Source organism: Dyadobacter sp. BE31 (assembly GCF_031457695.1).
Taxonomy (GTDB): Bacteria; Bacteroidota; Bacteroidia; order Cytophagales; family Spirosomataceae; genus Dyadobacter.
In genome coordinates this window covers 994,313-1,011,820 of record NZ_JAVDXA010000002.1, presented here as the reverse complement: position 1 = coordinate 1,011,820, position 17,508 = coordinate 994,313, and the positions used below count along the sequence as shown (strand labels likewise).

General features: G+C 52.8%; 11 protein-coding genes. 1 reads left to right on the top strand and 10 read right to left on the bottom strand.

All coding sequences use genetic code 11. The features are described 5' to 3' along the window. Position 1: 1 nt before the first annotated feature. The 10 genes from J2Y43_RS12780 to J2Y43_RS12735 all read right to left on the bottom strand — a co-directional run bounded on the left by J2Y43_RS12780 (position 2) and on the right by J2Y43_RS12735 (position 15,058). The gene (locus tag J2Y43_RS12780) at positions 2 to 631 is read right to left on the bottom strand and encodes a hypothetical protein (RefSeq protein WP_309983066.1); all 630 of its coding nucleotides are present in this window, start codon (positions 629 to 631) and stop codon (positions 2 to 4) included. Positions 632 to 687: 56 nt separating this feature from the next. After that, a complete protein-coding gene (locus J2Y43_RS12775) occupies positions 688 to 1,365 on the bottom strand; it encodes a hypothetical protein (protein ID WP_309983063.1) in 678 nt (225 codons plus the stop codon). A 13-nt stretch (positions 1,366 to 1,378) separates the two neighbouring features. Then, positions 1,379 to 2,041: a hypothetical protein gene (locus J2Y43_RS12770; RefSeq protein WP_309983062.1), complete on the bottom strand. Its 663-nt coding sequence runs from the start codon at positions 2,039 to 2,041 to the stop codon at positions 1,379 to 1,381. 175 nt (positions 2,042 to 2,216) lie between these two features. Further along, the gene (locus J2Y43_RS12765) at positions 2,217 to 3,134 is read right to left on the bottom strand and encodes a glycosylase (protein WP_309983058.1); all 918 of its coding nucleotides are present in this window, start codon (positions 3,132 to 3,134) and stop codon (positions 2,217 to 2,219) included. An 89-nt stretch (positions 3,135 to 3,223) separates the two neighbouring features. Next, positions 3,224 to 4,531: a metallophosphoesterase family protein gene (locus tag J2Y43_RS12760; protein ID WP_309983056.1), complete on the bottom strand. Its 1,308-nt coding sequence runs from the start codon at positions 4,529 to 4,531 to the stop codon at positions 3,224 to 3,226. 25 nt (positions 4,532 to 4,556) lie between these two features. After that, entirely contained in the window at positions 4,557 to 6,233 is a 1,677-nt protein-coding gene (locus J2Y43_RS12755; RefSeq protein ID WP_309983054.1) for a SusD/RagB family nutrient-binding outer membrane lipoprotein, read from the bottom strand. A 12-nt stretch (positions 6,234 to 6,245) separates the two neighbouring features. Then, positions 6,246 to 9,872 carry a SusC/RagA family TonB-linked outer membrane protein gene (locus J2Y43_RS12750; RefSeq protein ID WP_310226513.1) on the bottom strand — a complete coding sequence of 1,209 codons (3,627 nt, stop codon included), beginning with the start codon at positions 9,870 to 9,872 and terminating at the stop codon, positions 6,246 to 6,248. A gap of 188 nt (positions 9,873 to 10,060) precedes the next feature. Further along, positions 10,061 to 11,122 carry a FecR domain-containing protein gene (locus J2Y43_RS12745; protein ID WP_309983050.1) on the bottom strand — a complete coding sequence of 354 codons (1,062 nt, stop codon included), beginning with the start codon at positions 11,120 to 11,122 and terminating at the stop codon, positions 10,061 to 10,063. A gap of 47 nt (positions 11,123 to 11,169) precedes the next feature. After that, on the bottom strand, positions 11,170 to 11,775 hold the full coding sequence (locus J2Y43_RS12740; protein WP_309983048.1) for an RNA polymerase sigma factor: 606 nt from the start codon (positions 11,773 to 11,775) through the stop codon (positions 11,170 to 11,172). Between the two features lie 139 nt (positions 11,776 to 11,914). Next, positions 11,915 to 15,058 carry a heparinase II/III family protein gene (locus J2Y43_RS12735; RefSeq protein WP_309983046.1) on the bottom strand — a complete coding sequence of 1,048 codons (3,144 nt, stop codon included), beginning with the start codon at positions 15,056 to 15,058 and terminating at the stop codon, positions 11,915 to 11,917. 268 nt (positions 15,059 to 15,326) lie between these two features. Between J2Y43_RS12735 and J2Y43_RS12730 the strand changes: the two genes are divergently transcribed. Continuing rightward, complete coding sequence (locus J2Y43_RS12730) at positions 15,327 to 17,498, top strand: PVC-type heme-binding CxxCH protein (RefSeq protein ID WP_309983044.1); 2,172 nt, start codon at positions 15,327 to 15,329, stop codon at positions 17,496 to 17,498. The last annotated feature ends 10 nt before the right edge of the window (positions 17,499 to 17,508 follow it).

The window sequence follows — 17,508 nt, the reverse complement described above, 5'->3', positions numbered from 1 at the left end:
TTCAAAAGGCCACATAACGATGAATATTAGCCGAGCCGGAGAACGGCCACATTTGCTTTAACAAAAAAGTATAATTTCTCCCCTCGTGCTGATAGCGGAAGCGCAGCGTGCCGCTTTTTCGCAACGCTTTGACTTCCTCAAATGAGTCCACATGTGTGTACCCGTTTTTATCAAGTTCGATCGTAACGCCTTCCGGAAAAAGACGTGGCACATAGTAACTGATAGGGTAAATATCTCTCGCTAACGATATCGTCCCCGCCTTCTCATCCCAGGCGTAATCGAACCCCAATGGAAGCGCGGTATCGGCGATCACATCAAAGATTTCGGCATGGCCGGAAAACTCGGTATTGGGAACTTCGTCCCCGTGTCTATAACAAAGCCATGTACGACCGGGAGACCACTCATTAGTGAAAAATTGAACATAAACATGTTTCATCAAGGAGTCATAGTGTTGATCCGAATTCAAAAATGTGGTATCCTTTCCCTTCACCATGTACCATTCCTCGATATGGTACAAGTTCTTCCTCACGTTTCTCATCACCTCATCCCTTTTCAGCACCGTTTCCACGGGTGTTACAATCTCTTCCGGATCGTCTTTCTTTTCCGAACAACCAGCTGTAATTATTGCCATTAACAGGGCAAATGCACAAATACACTTCATATTAAAGCACTAACTATCCATCAATTTCAAGGGTACACAAAATACTTCGCACTCGCCTGTTGGCCGGGTTCGCGATAGTATTGATACATCGGTTTCATCGTAATTTTATATGTGACTTTGCCCAGCTTGGGATCGTCGTCTTCATAGATAAACTTCATACTCGGCTTAACGATCGCCTTTTTCGCCTGTTCGGCCGACATTTTCACGTTAAAACTCGCCGGATCCAGGTAACCTTTTTTACCCGGTACGATCATTGGGAAATAGCTCGTTGTTCTCGCCGTCTCGACACCCAGTGTGCCCTTTTCCTCGTTCCAGGTCAAGTTCATTTCCGTCGGAAGAAAAACACGGATATTCAAGTTGAATGTCAGCGCATTGCCCGGAATCTCGGTATTTGGAAACTGACTCGCACCGCCATGAAACATAATGGGTCCTGCGCCCTTTTGGATGTAAAAGTTCAGGATTGCAGCCTTCGCATAGAGCGGCAGCAGCGTATCCACCTTGTACATATCCACCGAATCCTTTCCGGCAAACCGCCACGCATCGGTAATGTAAAAAGAGCGTCCGGCGAGCCAGGCGGAAACCGTGTCGCGATTCAGGCGAACAGGCTCCGGCTTGGGATCCGGCTGATCGTTATCTTTTTTGTCGCACGCACACATACCTGCGCCGACAATACACAAAAATGCAAATAACAGCAGCTTTTTCATAACAGGTCTCATTTCAGAATACGGCGAAGTTGGCATCCCATTGCTGGTTAGGTTCGCGGTAATATTCGTACATCGGTTTGAGCGTGATCTTGTATTTCACATTCCCCAGTTTCGGATCGACGTCTTCGTAAATAAAAATCGCCTGCGATTTAACCTGCGCCGCTTTGACCATCTCAATGGTACGATGATTAATAAACGATGATGTTTCCAGGTAGGCCTTTTTACCCAGAATAACCATGGGGAAATAGTCCGTCATCCTGTCGCTTTCTATTCGTAAGGTGCCCTTATCCTCTTCCCAATAGCAACGCAGGCCGGTGGGCCGGTCGACTCTTATCCCGAGGTTAAATGTCTTTGCGTCGCCCGGGATTTCGGTATTCGGGAACTGGCTGCCGCTCCAAAAATTAATGTATCCTTCGTCGAAATAGAATGAGAAAAAAACAATGTTCCGGTATTTGGCATAATTGGTATCGAGTTTCAGCAGGTCCACAGAGTCTTTGCCAACGAACCGGTAAGCCTCCGCGAGGTATTGTGGCCGGCCCTGGAGTGCAAACTTCACGGCCTCGCGTTCCAGTTTAATGGGCTCAGGTTCAGGCGTCGGCGTGGGATTGTCTTTGGAACAACCTAACTGCCCCGCCGCGAGCAGGATGAAGCTACCGAAGTAAAAAAATCTCTTCATAATGGTGTCTGATTGATGAGCGGATCGCCGCGTTTTGCGATTCCAATACCAGAGACACCCAGGCGCATTTCAAGCGTGGCGCCCGGAAGGCTTTTTTTTCAGTTTAAAACAAAAAAGCATTGCAACCGGGTACCCAACCGCGCGCGTTGCAATGCTTTAAAATCATAGAGGCATTCTATTTTTCGGGGAAGTAAACCCGTACGTCGGGGTGCATGGTGTAAAACCGCCATTGCTTACCGTCGAAAACCGGGAATCCGCTGGAAGAATTGTTACCGGCGATGGGGTTTCCTTCGTATTTGCTCCAATGGACGAGGTCTTTCGAAACGGCCACATTCATCGTCCACTCACGCCAGTCTTTGAACGCCGACGCATGGTAGTAGGCATAGTAATGGCCTTTGTACTGGATGATCTTGTTGAATGCGACGGCAAACGCGTCGTACTTTTCGGGGCCCGCATTCAGTACGGGTTCGTCCTGTACATTCGTCCAGGTTTTAAGGTCATTGCTCGTGGCAAGCCACACTGCGGCGTCATTGCGTTCATAAAAAAGGTACCAGGTACCCTTTTCCTTCCAGACCGTCGGCGTACCATAAGGCCCTTTGCTGATGAGCGAACCGTTTTTGAGGCGGATGTCGATAGCGCCCTGGTCTTTCCATTGAATGCGGTCGGTAGAAGTGAGCAAATGGGCGATGTCGTCTTTGCTTTCGGCGAACATATAATAGGTGCTGCCTTCCTTTACCACGCACATATCCTCCACCCACAGCGAGGTATGGATCGGGTTTTTCGGATGGCGCGTCCATTTCAAGCCATCATCGGAAGTCGCCAGGCCGAGGTATTTCATATTGTTACCGGTCGCTTTGGTGTAGCCGGTGTACCACATATAGTACTTGCCCCCTTCGCGCAGGATGTACCCGCGTTCGCGGATTTTCTCGTCCCAGGTTTGCGGGTCGCCAGTGCCCTGGAAGAGCGGATTGCCGGCATATGCCTTGAATTTGACGATTTCAGCGGGGAATTCGTCGGAAACCGGCAGGCGTAACGCCATTAGCAATGATGCCCCCAGCAGAGCGGAAGAAACAAAAAGGGCGATGCGTTTCATAGGTATGGTCAGGAGATGGTCAGATATTGTCAGGGGTGGTCAGGTATTGTCAAGTGTGGTCAGGGGTGGTCAAGCGTGGTCGGGTGTTGTCAGCGTCGTTCGGATAGGTTCGCCGGAACGCGTTCTACGATGCGGTTAATCTTTCCCTTTTGTTTAATCAAATCAAATGCATCGTAAAGCTCCCCTGTGGCCGTATAGGTATCGAATAACAGCTTGCCGCCTTCTACATTCACCACATGGAAAAGTTGGGTGTAAATGGCGGAGCGGTCCATCCACGCAGCACGGTCGACATTGGAATCTGTCATTTTCGGCCCGCTGACGGATACCACGTACATCGTTCCTGACTGTGCCCCTTTCTCGGCCATCGGGATGTTGGCCATGCCGCGTGCGTAGGTGTGGTCGTGGCCTTGCAGTACGAGGTCGACTTTGTACTTATCAAATAACGGCTTGAAAGTCTCGCGCATACGCTTGTTATCGCGGGTGGTTTTGGGCGAAAAAATCGGGTGGTGGAAAGTAATCACGGTCCATTTGTTCGGGTTGTTTTGGAGAATACCTTCCAGCCACTCTTCCTGCACCTTCGTCCACTTCTCGGAAACATCTACCTGATCCGAGTTTAATGAAATGAACCTTACACCCTGAACATCTGCATAATAGCAGGTTTCTTCCAATCCTTTCGGGCCGTTTTCGGGCAGGGTAAATTGCGGCCGCCAGAATACGGAAGTCGTGTTAATGCCTTCGGGCGTATCGAAATGATCGTGGTTACCGGGCGTGGGGAACGCCGGGATCATCGAATGGATGAAGCCCCCGCCGCGGAACCAGTCGCCCCATTCCACATCGCGGTTGGCTTTGTTGATCAGGTCGCCCGCGTAGATGGCCAGGCGCGCGTCGGGCGCTTTCGCATAAGCCTCACGCGCCACGCGCGACCATAGCGATGAGATATTCACCTGAACATCCCCATAATAGACAAAAGACAGCTTCTGGTCGCGGGTGCCGGCAGTCGTGAAATGGATCCACTCACTCCACCCCTGTTCCCCGCCGACCCGGTACGCATATTTGGTACCGGGTTGCAGGTTTTCGAAAATAATGGAATGGTAATGGGCCGTGGGCGTATCCTCCCAAACGAGTTTTTGGGTATTGGCTTTGCGTTTTTGGGCCTTCGACACAAACCGGGGATCAGCCTCCGCCACGGCGATCTCCGCGAAACTTTCCGCAATGGCCTCGGAAGTCCGCCAGTTGACCGCCATCGAAGTCGACGGGTCGGCCGTCACATTGAGCACAATGCGATCGGGTGCCGCCGTAGGCAGATAGGTTTCTCCATTTTGCGCGGTCGCCGCCAGCGCCCACAGGGCCAAACTGCCCGTCGCAACGATTTTTGAAATGCTGTTTTTTAAATACATACTAAAACCGGCCGGAGCCGAACGATTACCAGGGCGCCGAAGTACCTTTCAGCAGCCACATTTTTGAATATTGATGGTCTTTGCTCTGACCTGTCGGCACGAAGCTGCTCGGTTCCAGCTTGTCCACCGCCGCATTGTAATTCACCAGGTATTTGACATCCGCATTGGCGATCGGGTACACGAAACGCACGGGAATAGCCGCGCCGAACTGCGCCGCCGGGCCGGTTTTAAGCGCCGGGAAGCCCGTTCTCCGCCAGTTGAACCATGGCTCGACGCTCAGCCAGCCGGCAATCCATTTCTGTTCCGAAATCCTTTCCAGCTTATTGGAAGCCGACGCCAGGCTGACCGCATTCTGCGCATAGTATCGATCGAAACTGAAACCGCTCGCTACCTGCGCATTGTACTTGTCGAGCGACGCTTTAATTGCACTTTTGTAATGGTCCTCTGCCGTGCCCGAAACGCCCCAGCTACCGTCCAGCGCAGCCTCCGCAAGCATAAATTCGACCTCGGCATAGGTAATGAAGTTCATTTTCACGTAAGCCTCGGTATTGGTGCGGTAGCGGTTGTGCAGGAACGAAATGTACGGGCTGCGCTCGGGGTTGTAGGCAGTACCGTCATCGCCCTTGTTATAACCCGTCGCATCCACGATCGCCAGGCCGACGGGCAACCCCACATAAAGCGAGGTATCCACATTAGCACCCGCTTTGGCCGGCATATATTTCACCGCGAATGTTTCACCAAATGCATTGGTCACGCTTCTATCGGTCGCGGTGGTGATTTTGGCGTCCCATTTGTTCAGCACGGGCTGGAACCAGCGGTCGCGGCGGGGATCGCCGAGTGCTGTGAGCTTGTCGACAAATGGCTTGGATGGTTTGATATAATACAAAGGATTGCTAGCATTCAGCAAACCACCTACGGCCGAGTTGTCTTTGGTAGTACCGATGAAAGCCATGGTTGCATCGTCGGCATTGGCGGTAAATGTGGCGCTTGCTGCATCTTTAAATTCCGCTGTAATGTCGATGCCAGCGGAGGCGGCTTCCGCTTTTTTGGCCGAAAGCCGTAATGCGTAACGCATCCGCAATGCATTGGCAAACTTTTTCCAGTTGGCCGCCTTTCCGCCATACAGCACGTCCGATCCGGCGCTCACCACATCGGCAGTGCCCAGGCTTCCCAGCAGCGTGGAAGCAGTTTTGAGATCGGTGAGAATGCCTTTGTACACGTCTAGCTGGCTGTCGTATTTGGGATAATATTGCTCACTGGCGGCTTGCAGCGCTTCCGAATAGGGAATGTCACCGAACAGGTCCGTCATTAAACCAAATACGAACGATTTCATGGTTAGGGCTATCGCCTGGAAAAAACGATTGTTGTCGCGCACCGCGGCCTGGTACATCAAATCGTTGTTTTTCAAAATATTATAGTACTCCGACCAGCTCGCCGCAGACCAGCCATATTGGTTGACTTTCATAGCCCCCTCGTTCGTGCCCATCTGAATGTACTGCATCGCCCCCGAAAGATCCGAACCTTCCGCACCGAGCGCATAGTAGGCCTTGGCCGAATGCGTCAGCACGTAGCTCATGATGTAGTTCGCCGACACTTCCTCCGGGCTGTTGGGGTTCTGGTTAACCTTGCTCAAATCCTCGCAGCTCATCAGGAGAAGCCCCATCACCGCGGCCAGGCTATATATGATTTTTGAAATTTTCATGATCACAATCGTTTAGAAATCTACATTCAGCTTCAAACCCACCGAGCCGGTCCACGGCATTACATTATAGTACTCGACACCCTGCATCCAGGCCGAGCCATCCTGCCGGAATGCCCGCTCGGGATCGATGCTCACGCCCGCAGCAGTCCATTCGAACAGGTTATTACCCACAATGGATACCGATGCATTCTGCAATTTCAGCTTGTCGGTCAGGCCTTTGGGCAAATGGTAGGTAACAGCCACCTCTCGCAGCTTCACGTAGGTAGCGCTGTACATATTCTCGCTCGGAAAAGGGCGCGTCGAATAGCGGTAGGCGTTGAAAGGGTCGAGCCAAACGGTGTTGGTGCCGCCGAGGTTTTCAATGTAGGTGGTCTTACCCTCTGCGTCTTTGGCAGTTCGCACGCCCACGTTAAAGCTGGCATCCTGCACGCGGGTATCTTTTTTGGTACCGGTCCACGCGTCGAAACCGCCATATTCAGCATTGCGCCCTCCTACCCATTTACCCAGAAATGCCTCGGGGTTGGCTTTGATCTGCTGGTCTATCGGCGTGTTTCTGTCGTAAGGCACCCCCGAAAGCGACTCTTCGAGCTGGCCGTTGTTGCCTAGAAACATCATGGTATTGGAATAGAACGAGCCCCCCTGGCGCCAGTCGATATTTGCGAAAAGGCTGAAATTCTTGTAGCGGAAGGTCTGCTGCACGCCCATGAGGAAATCGTGGTTGTAGTTGCCGATCTTCTGGATATGGTTAATATCGGTGTCGGTTTGGTACAAGCCGCCGCTGGTCAGGATCGGGTAGCCGTAGTAGGGCGAGTTCCGGTCAGTCACTTTCAGCATGGGTTGCTGGTAAATGTCGCCCACATCGCCGCCCACGTACGTGCGCACCTCCGCGCCGCTGTACGAGTTGAACGAAAAGTAGGTAATCCCCTCAGCCAGACGCTTAATGCGCGTGCGGTTGCGCGTGAACGACACATTCACGTCCCAGCTGAAATTACGGCCCTCCACCGGCGTTGCATTAATGCCGAGTTCAAACCCGCGGCTCTGTACAAGCCCTGCGTTGATCAGCTTGCTGCTCGAACCCGATTCGATGGGAATACCGATCGTAAGCACCTGATTTTTGTTATTCCGAACATAGTACGTACCCTCGACGCCCAGCCTGTTTTTGAGGAATTTCAAATCCAGACCGATCTCGTTGGCGCTCGATATTTCCGGTTTCAGGTTATTGTTTTTCAAAATATCGTTCTGGTACATGCGCTTGGTCGGGCCCCAGTCGGTATCGGCGAGGTACGTCTGGCGGAGGCTGTAAGGCGCCACATCGTTACCCACCTGTGCCGATCCCGCGCGGAACTTGGCGAGCGAAATCCAGGAAGGTAATGTAAAAACATCCGATAGGATCACGCTCAACGAAGCGGAAGGATAGAAATACGAGCGATTATCCTTCGGCAGCGTACTCGACCAGTCGTTGCGGGCCGTCAGATCCAGGAATGCGTAGTTTTTAAAACCGATTGAAGCAGAAGAATACACGCCGTAGAGCAGCTTGTGCGTCCATTGGCTATTGTAGGTAATAGTCCCCGGCGCCCCGTTGGCAATCGTGTACAAGCCCGGCGAAACGAGTTCGGTTGTAGCATTATTGATAAAATTCGAACGCTGTTCGAGCCGGTTGGCGCCTGCGAGGATATTCAGGCTCCATGTTTCGTTGAAATTCTTCTTCCAGCTCGCGATGAAATCGAGGTTCGTTTCCTTTCGATCATTCATCTCAACCTCATAACCGCCTTTTACAGCCTCGTAATTGCTGTAAGCCTTTTTGGCCTCCAATTTTTCCTCATACGCATCGCGCGAGAAGCGTCCCATGAGGGAGAATTCGCTGGTAATGTCATAGTCGAGTTGCAGCTTGCTGACGGTGCGGTTGCGTTTGAAGCCCGTCGGGTTTTCGTACGCAATGAAATACGGGTTATTCTGCTTGGTTTTATACACGCGCTGCTGCATTCCCTCCTGCCCCGGCATCCAGTAATCCTTTAAATCGAGGATGTTCACCTGCGCACCCATTTCATAAATGCTCCGCACCGGCGAGTTGCGGCTGGCATCGATGAGCGGACGATTGTCGGACCCCGATTCGGAAACGTTGAAATTGGCCTGTGCGCGCAGTTTATCGGTGATGTTATAGGTCGTGTTCAATGCCAAAGTGAGCCGCGAAAGGTCAGTATTGGGCACGATGCCCTTGTTTTTCATATTACCAACCGACAAGCGGAAATTGCCTTTGTCATAATTGCCGTTGACCGACACGTTATTGGTATTGGTAGTACCTGTCTGGAAAAAATCCTTGAAGCGGTTGGGATGGGAAACCAGCGGCACCTTCTGGCCGTTGCTGTTCCATTGCACCCATTGTTCGCCCGCATCGAGGCGTGGCCCCCAGCTCTCATTCTCCTGCTCTTCCAGAATATGCGCGCCGCTTTTACCCGACCCGAACTTGTTCTGTACCGGCACATAACGCAGCGGCACTTCGAGCACCATCGCCGTGTTCAGCGAAACGCCCAGGCCCTTTTTCCCGCCCCGGCCCGATTTGGTCGTGATCAGGATTACGCCGTTACCTGCCCGCGAGCCGTACAATGCGGCCGCGCTGGGGCCTTTCAGCACCGAAATATTGGCAATATCGTTCGGGTTGATGTCTGAAATCGCATTACCCATGTCGGCACCGGCGAAGCTGTTGTCCAGCTTGTTGGCTACCGGCACGCCGTCAATCACAAACAGCGGCTGGTTGTCGTTGTTCAGCGAATTGGCCCCGCGGATGATCACGTTCACCGTCGAGCCGGCAGTTCCGTCCATCTGCGAGATCTGCACACCAGCCACTTTGCCCGATAATGCATTCAGGACGTTATTCTGCGGCGTTTGCGTCAGCGCCTCAGCCTGCACATTTCCTACCGAATAGCCGAGTGAACGTTTGTCGCGGGTAATGCCCATCGCAGTCACCACGGCTTCTTTCAGCGTTTCCACACTTTCCTGCAAGCTTACATTCAGCACCGAATGACTCCCCACTTCCACGCTCTGGCTGTTGAAACCAATGTAGGAAAAGATCAGCACGGCCCCCTGCCCGGTAACGTCAATGGAAAAGTTACCCGCAACGTCCGTCGAAGTACCCGTTTGCGTGCCTTTGATGAGAATGTTCACCCCGGGAAGCGGCGCGCCGTCTTTCGAGGAGGTTACTTTACCCGTAATTGTCCGCATGGGCGTAGCGCGGAGCTCCGGCAGCGTTTCCCCGTTCATTGACGAATCGCCATTGCTTTTTACGGGCGTCAGCACGATTTGCCTGCCCATTACCTTGTATTTCAGGCGCATCGGATCGAGGATTTCGTCTAAAACCTTGGCCAGTTTTTCTTCGGTCACCTCGAAGGAGTACTTGCGAGTTTCGGTTATCAGCTCGGGCCGGTAGGTAAACCGAACCTGGGCCTGTTTCTCGATGGTCGACAGGATCTGCACCACGCTCTGGTTCTGCACGCTAAGGCTGATACGACGGCTCAGCAGGTCCTGGGCGCCTACCTTTCCCGCTATCGAAACGGTTGCAATACTCACTGCAATACAGAGCTGCATGAAGGAAAAGCGCATCAGTCGGTGGAGTATTTGATAGTTAAATAGCTTTTTTTTCATTACGTTTAAACCGGTTCTTGTTTTGAAAAGAGACAACAACACTCCTTGCATCCCGAGAGGGTCGGATGTTCACAGTACATTCGGTAAGGAGCCTGAGCCGGTAACGCTGGAACCGTTGCCGGCTTTTTTGTGGGTAATAGACGGCTATTCGGTCATAGGCGGGCGGTGGTTGGGGGTTTAGGGTTAGGTCAATTACAATGCGGATCGGAAATGCGGATCTTCGCGCCGGTAACCTGGTAGTCGGCTTCGATGGCTTCGCAAATCACCCCAAGTATTTCAAACAGCGATTCTTCCTGCACCGACGACGTGAGCCTGCAAGCGGCCACCGCCTCTTTATCATACACGATTTCGATTCCGTAGGCCTTGCCGAGCGAGTCGAAAATGGTGCTTACCGGCGCATTGTTGAACGTAAACCTGGCCAGGTCGGCCTGCGCAATCACCGGTTGCGGCGCTTTCACGAGTCCCATGCTCAGCCGCTCCTCTTTTCGGAAAAACGACACCTGCTGGTTCGGGGCGAGCACCACCGATTGCGTCTTGCGCGGCGCACGCGCTTCCACTGACACGCTACCCGTGCGTACCTGCACAGACGCGACGTTTTCCTTTTCGAACGACCGCACCGTGAAGCTCGTACCCAGCACGCGGGTAGTCAGTTCGCCGGCGTACACAAAAAATGGTTTGGAAGGATTTCTTTTTACATCAAAAAACGCCTCCCCCGCAAGGTATACTTCCCGCTTGCTCCCGTCCATGCTTTCGAAAAAACTCATGCGGCTACCCTGCGCGAGGGTTACCCGGCTGCCGTCGGGCAGTTGGACAGTTTTCTCTTTCCCTGTTTCATTGATTTCCTCGTGCAGATTTTCCAGCTGTTCGGTGCGTTGTGCGTACAGCGTTTGCGGTTCACGGTACCAATGCCGTATACCCCAGGCCGTCAGCAACACCACCACGGCAGCCGCCGCATAGCGCAGCCAACCGAGCCTGAACACCGGTTCCGAAACCGGCGCGTCGTCCATTTGTCCGCTTATTTGTGCCCAAATCAAACCCGCTTCGTCCTCATCGAACGCAGGGCGTGAGAGCTCGGCGAGATTCAGGACGGTTTGCCGCGCCTGTGTGATAACGTCCTTCTGGTGGGGATATAATGCTGCGATCTGCTCCCAAAAGGCATCTCCGGCCGCATCCGGCGACTTGGCCCATTGAATGAAGGCGTCGTCCTGGATAAAATCCGCTAATGTGTAGGTCTGGTATTTCTCTGTCATGGTCAAAACCTTTCAAACCCCTAAATCGGGTGAATGCAGGTTTGTACTCAGCGACCGGAAAAATTTTGTAAGGTGGAAAGAAAAACGAGCAAACCGCCCGCTGTTTCAAACAAAAGCCGGAGCTGGGTAATGGCCCGGTGCAGCAGGTTTCGTACCGATTGGTTGTTCATTTGCATCATTTCGGCAATTTCTTCCAATGAAAAACCGTGCAAATACCGCAGCTGAACAGCCTCACGCTGCCTTGGTGAAAGGCGGTTTACAGCCTCAGCCAGTTTCTCATAACTATCAGAAGGACCATCATGCCCGAAAATGGCCGTTTCGAATGCATTACTTTCCTCGGCTACCTCCACCACCAGCCCGATATCGGCATGCAGGCGTTCGGGATGCTTTTCGAGGTTGCGGATAATGCGGTTGCGTAGCGAGCGGAAGAGGTAGAATTTGATGGAATCGGTCGTAGCCAGGCTGCCGCGGCGCACCCAAATGTGCAGAAAAAGATCCTGCACGCTATCGCGTATCAGTTGCCGGTCGGAAGTGACCCGGTAGCCGTAGCTCAGCAGTTCGTCAATGTATTTCTGGTAAATAGAGGCAAAAGCGTCCCTGTCGCCATTTTGGAAGGCGCTCCACAAGAGCATATCAGCATTTGCTTCTTTCAATGGAGATCGGTGGTTTGGGAACATTACCACGATATACTGATTTTTTTACTTGAAATACTACCAAAAAATCAAACAATATCATGATATACTGCTAATAATACAGAATGATCCGCAACGCTGCCCGGCTCTTAACAAAATCTTAACGTTTCCACTCGAACCGGGCTTTGATCTGCACCCGGTCACCGACACCAATATTCGAGATCCAGACGTCCGAACCATCCGACGGCACATGCCCTGACTTACCTGCCGGTTTCAATGCATTACCGGAGGCCGTTTGGAGTATGCCGATCGGTTCCAACCGGTCGTTCAACATGGTTGCTCCCACGTACAGGGGCGCGAAGGGAAGATTGGTGTCGGTGACCAGCGAATCAGCCGAATTCCGTACCGTATGCACTTTGCCGACCAGCAGATCATCTGTTGTTTCGAGGGTCAGCACATTCCCGGCGATGGTAGCGGATTGAATGGGATGCTCGGTTTCGCGAAGCGCATTCGTAAAATGCGCGATCCTGCCCGGTTCGATGTGTCCAGTCGTCCCGCCTTCCATAGCAATGGATATCCGGCGGCTTCTCACATCCAAAGCCGTTACGATGCCGGTAACCGCATTAGCCCTGAACATTTTTCCTTTGACTTTCAGATAACCGCCATCGCTGAAAAACACGCGTTCCGGCGCACCATTCGCATCAAAACGGACCACCGCCACATGCGCATCAGTCTCGACCCCCGCGGTGCTTTTGACCTTGCTGGTCGTATCGCTGATTACTACGTCTGTCCCATTCTGCCGCTTCACTTCCACAGCTGCTCCATGTTTTACAGGCAGTTTACGCAATGCCTTAATCAGCGGCATATTCCCCGCGAACGGCTCCATCACGCCAATGAAGGTACTTTTCAAAGGCTCGTCGCCCGCCGACTTGCGCCTGGTAATGACGTATTTCAAAAGGTAGTTCTTAGCCCTCGGCTTGTTCCAGGCATCCGCCATCCTGATTTCCTGGCCTGCCTGCGGCAGAATATGGATTTTAAGCTTCGCATTTTCATCCGAAATGTGGCTGTACATCAGCGCTGTTCTATCTCCATTCAATTTCTGAACATTGAAAAGGTATTGATAACCAGACCCTTTGTAATTCCAATAACTGCCCTGATAGCCCCTCGCTCCCATCTTGGCATCATCATAAACCTCTCCGAACGCTACCTCCTCGCCAGCAAGCGTGCCGGGTTGCCTTTCCTGCCAGTTCCCCTCCGCTACCAGCTTACCCGGAGGGCCGTGCAATGCGTAATCGTGCTGCCGACCACCCGCTACCCTGAAAAAATCGACTACGTAGCTTTGCGCGGTATCGACATCGACCATGATCATATTCCGGCGATAGGTTGTCGTTTGCGGATAAGTGGCCGATGAAGCGTCCATCGACCGTGCAAACGCTCCGTCGGCGAAATCGTGCAGCTTGCCGGGCACATTATTCGCCTGCCGCTGGGCGTCCACCACCACGGTATTATGCGCCACCGTATTGAACGACCACGTGTACACTTCCTTCACATATTCATTCATCGCATCGGGGTAACCCAAGTCGGGCATCATTTTCTGCCCGTTTGTAAAAAGCTCGAAATTCAGGAAATCCCAATGGTAATGTGTGCCTTTGAAACCGTAATTGAACGTCAGCGCCACGGCATCAGCGCGGTTGTTGAGCATTCCCATGCCATAACCCGCCAGTAAATGCGACGGCCGCCTCCCCAATGCCCTGCCGGCTGGTAAGGGCTGTACCTCCGGCAGCACATCACGGAAAAGCGACTCGAACGTGGAAAACGACTGTGCACCGACTTTCCCGACGGCCGCCAGCCAGGTAAGGTAACGCGGGTCGCGATAGGTGCCGTAACCTACTTGATACACGTCGGCGTCCTGCCCTACCAATGTTCCCAGCACCGAGCCGCTGTCCCCAATGCCGGGGGTAATCTTCCCAATCGCCACCATTTCGAGCGGACTGTTGATCAGTGCCCGCAGCCGCGGTTCGGCAAAAAGATCGGTACCGCCGGTGCGCAGCATGTCGGCAAACCCGGTGATCTTCTGAACGGTGAGCAAATTATAGTCCGGCGATTCGAGCGGCTGACCGTCACGGAAGATCATGTTATACAATGCATACCGCAGTCCCGATTGCACACGGCTTTCGCCCGGCTCCTCCACCAGCATGCGGAGGTACTTTTCGGTGCCCATGTTTTGCCTTGCCAGCAGTATGTACAGCAGGGCGATTTGGTGCATGCCGTAGTTACCCTGGATTTTCCGCTGCATGTAGGCATCTACGGCGTCTTCCAGCACGTTCGCTTCGATGAATGCGCGTATTTGCCTGCCGGTTTTTCCCGTCGCCTTTTGCAGGTCGGCGTCGCCGTCGATGCTGTCCCAAACCGCATCATAAGCCTCAGCGGCGTTCTGAATGAGGCTCGTCTCCCAGATCAGGTTCAGGATTTTACCATTATAGGTATGCCCTTTCATTTTCTCCATCAGCCCGTATCGCGATTGGTTGGCATGGTCCATCGACGGATATACTTCTCCGAGGCGGTGCAGCATCACGGCCGCCTTGTGCGCGTAGCGCTTGTCGCCCGTGAGCAGGTACGCATGCGCGAGGTCCGCAAATGCCGGCTCGATATGCCCTTTCCACATCCATTGATTGGCGTAGGCCACAAACCAGTACCGCTCGCCATCCGGCGCGATCCAGCCCCAGCCGTCGTCGGCATATGTCCTGTCAAGCCCTGTTTTGTCTTTGAAACCGCTTCGATAGTAAGCCAGATAATCATTTGAGGGAAAAACCTGCCCGTCGATTGGCGATTTCACTTGCAATGGATGGTCCGGGTCGACGATCCACGGGTAAAAGCCGCCGACTTTGAAAACCGTATCGCCATGTACCGGGCTTCCTTTCGGGTTGAGGTCGAATGCGCGGGGGACGCGGGCATCGGGCATAAGCGCGATAATGGCCGAATCGGGCCGGGCCAGCCATCGATCGGCGGCTTTCAATATCTTGTCGCGAACTTGCTGAGCCTCTTTATAATGCAGCACATTCATGCGAGCCTTCATAATGTCCGCTTCCCTGTAAATCATCCTGGCCGTTTTTAGCGGAAACTGCGGCATACGTTCGGCAACAGGTACAAACGGCGGAATTACCAGGCCATCGCGGGGAGGATTCACCGTCCCCTGCCCCAGCAATTGTAACGGCAAAGCGGATATCCATAGACTGATCACACGCTGTGGATTCCACCATCCAGCAACCATGCTCAATACTTTTCGTTGACAGAATGTTTTCACTGAAAGAGGTTATTTTAATGCTAGTGAGTCCGAGAAACGCTTCAATCGGCTTATGTGCGTACAGTACCTGCCTTTGCCAGAAATTTTCAGTTAAAATTGTAATAATTTTTTGTAAACCAAAGTATTTAATTTTTGTAAACTTTTTTATCACAAAATGTTCTTTTCCTAAACAGATATTTGATAGATTTGTTTGTCGCCGAATCACTTTCTATCTTGATGAACTTTCGGGCACGTACACGAACCAGTTTTCCCTAACCCTTATCATGCAATGACGCAGCTGAAAACATTGGCAGTATCCGCTCTGACACTGCTTTCTTTTCACACCATAGCCCAGAAACGGTATACCGAGGCCCTCTCGCCGGCCGAGTCGGCGAGGACGTTCCAGCTCCGCGAGGAATTCAGTATCGAACCGTTCGTGACCGAGCCGGAAGTGCTGTCGCCCGTCGACCTTGTTTTTGATGCGGCGGGCAATGCATTTGTCGTAGAAATGGGCGATTACCCCTACGACGCCCAGCCGGGGCATTTCAAAGGGCGTATCCGCCTGCTGAAAGATACCAATGCCGATGGTAAGATCGATCAATCCTATGTTTTTGCCGACGGCCTGCCCAGCGCCACCAGCGTTTTGCCCTACAAAGACGGCCTGATCGTTTGCGCCGCACCCGACATTCTGCTTCTGCGCGATACCAATGGTGATTTCAAAGCGGATACCCGCGAGGTGCTCTTTACCGGTTTTTTTGCCAAAAACTCCGAAGCACAGATCACCAGCATGCGGTACGGCGTCGATAACTGGATTTACGCCAACAATAGCGGGCAAGCCGGAATGATCACCTCCCCGCTCCGGCCTGACATGCCGCCGCTGAATGTTGCCGGAGGTAATTTCAGGTTCAGGCTGGATAAAAAACTGTTCGAAGTCGAGTCGGGCAATGGGCAGTTCGGGCTCGCGATGGATGAATGGGGCCACCGCTTTTATACTCAGAACACATTGCACATTCAGCAGTCGCCGATCGCATGGCGCTACCTGCACCGGCACAATTACCTGCCGTCGTTCCGCAGCGACATCAATATCTCGGATCATGAATTGGAAATGTTTCAGAAATCGGCCACACCCTACTGGCGCCAGCAGCGCTCGGATCGCCGGCAAGCAAAGTACGATTCGCTGAAAACCGGGTTTACCGAATATGCCCGCGGCCATTTTACGGGTGCGTCCGGTGGTACTTTTTACGGCGGAGATGGCTTTCCCAAGGCATTCCAGGGATCTGTGTTTACGGGCGAAGTCGCCGGGAACCTTATTCACCGTGATCTGCTCATCCCCGTTAATGGTTCACCGGCATTCACAGCGAGTCGTGATGCGCACGAAAAAGACCGTGAATTCCTGGCTTCCACCGATCCTTGGTTCCGCCCGGCTAATCTTACCTCCGGCCCCGACGGCTACCTCTACGTCGTTGATATGTACCGCCAGCACATTGAAACGCCCGTTTCTATCCCCGAAGATCTCAAAAAAGATATGGATTTCGCCAATGGCGAGCAGTATGGCCGCATTTGGCGCATTTTCCCGAAAGCGGGTGAAAAGCGCCCGGTTGCCCTACCCGATTTGCGGTCCAAAACATCCGCGGAGCTCGTAGCCTTGCTCGAACATCCCAATCAATGGTGGCGACTGAACGCGCAACGGATTTTGGTTGAAAAGTATGCGTGGAGGGCTAATCCGCCTAACAATTTGGTCGAAAAACAAGAAAAATCGATCGTCCCTGATTTAATCAAATTGACCGGACATGCAGATCCCCGAACCCGCCTCCACGCGATTTATACCCTGGAAGCACTCGACGGGCTGAATGAAGGAATCGTCCATAAGGCACTAAGTGACCCTCACGCGGGGGTGCGCGAGCATGCTGTGATCCTGGCCGAAAAGTATCCCGCATTTTTGCCCGAAGTGATCCGGCTGATAGCAGATCCTGCGCCTCAGGTAGCTTACCAGGCCGCGTTGAGCACAGGGCAATTCAGCGGAAAAGAGGCGCTGGCCGCTCTGGCCGATGTAGCCGAAAAACAATCGGAGAATGCTTCATGGCGGTTGGCAGTACTCAGTTCCGAAAACAGCTCATCGCCTGAAATGGCGCAGTTACTGGCTAGCCGTGGCCATTTTTTTAATGCTGCTGCGCCGGGAAAGCTCAAATTTATTGAAGACTTCGGCTATATAGCGGGCGCACGAAACGGCAAGAACGATATTGCTTCAATTCTTGAACTGCTGAATTCCCCTGCCGCCTCCACCGATCCGCAGTGGGCAGTGGCCGCACTAACGGGACTTTCGAAGGGCATTAAAAAATCAACCAACAAAAAGGAGGCAGAAAAGCAGGTCTCCAAACATCTGCAAAAGTTGGAAAACCATAGCTCAGATGCCGTGCGCAAGCAGGCCTCAGAGCTAAAAAAAGCACTGAATATCCATTGAGGACACCTGC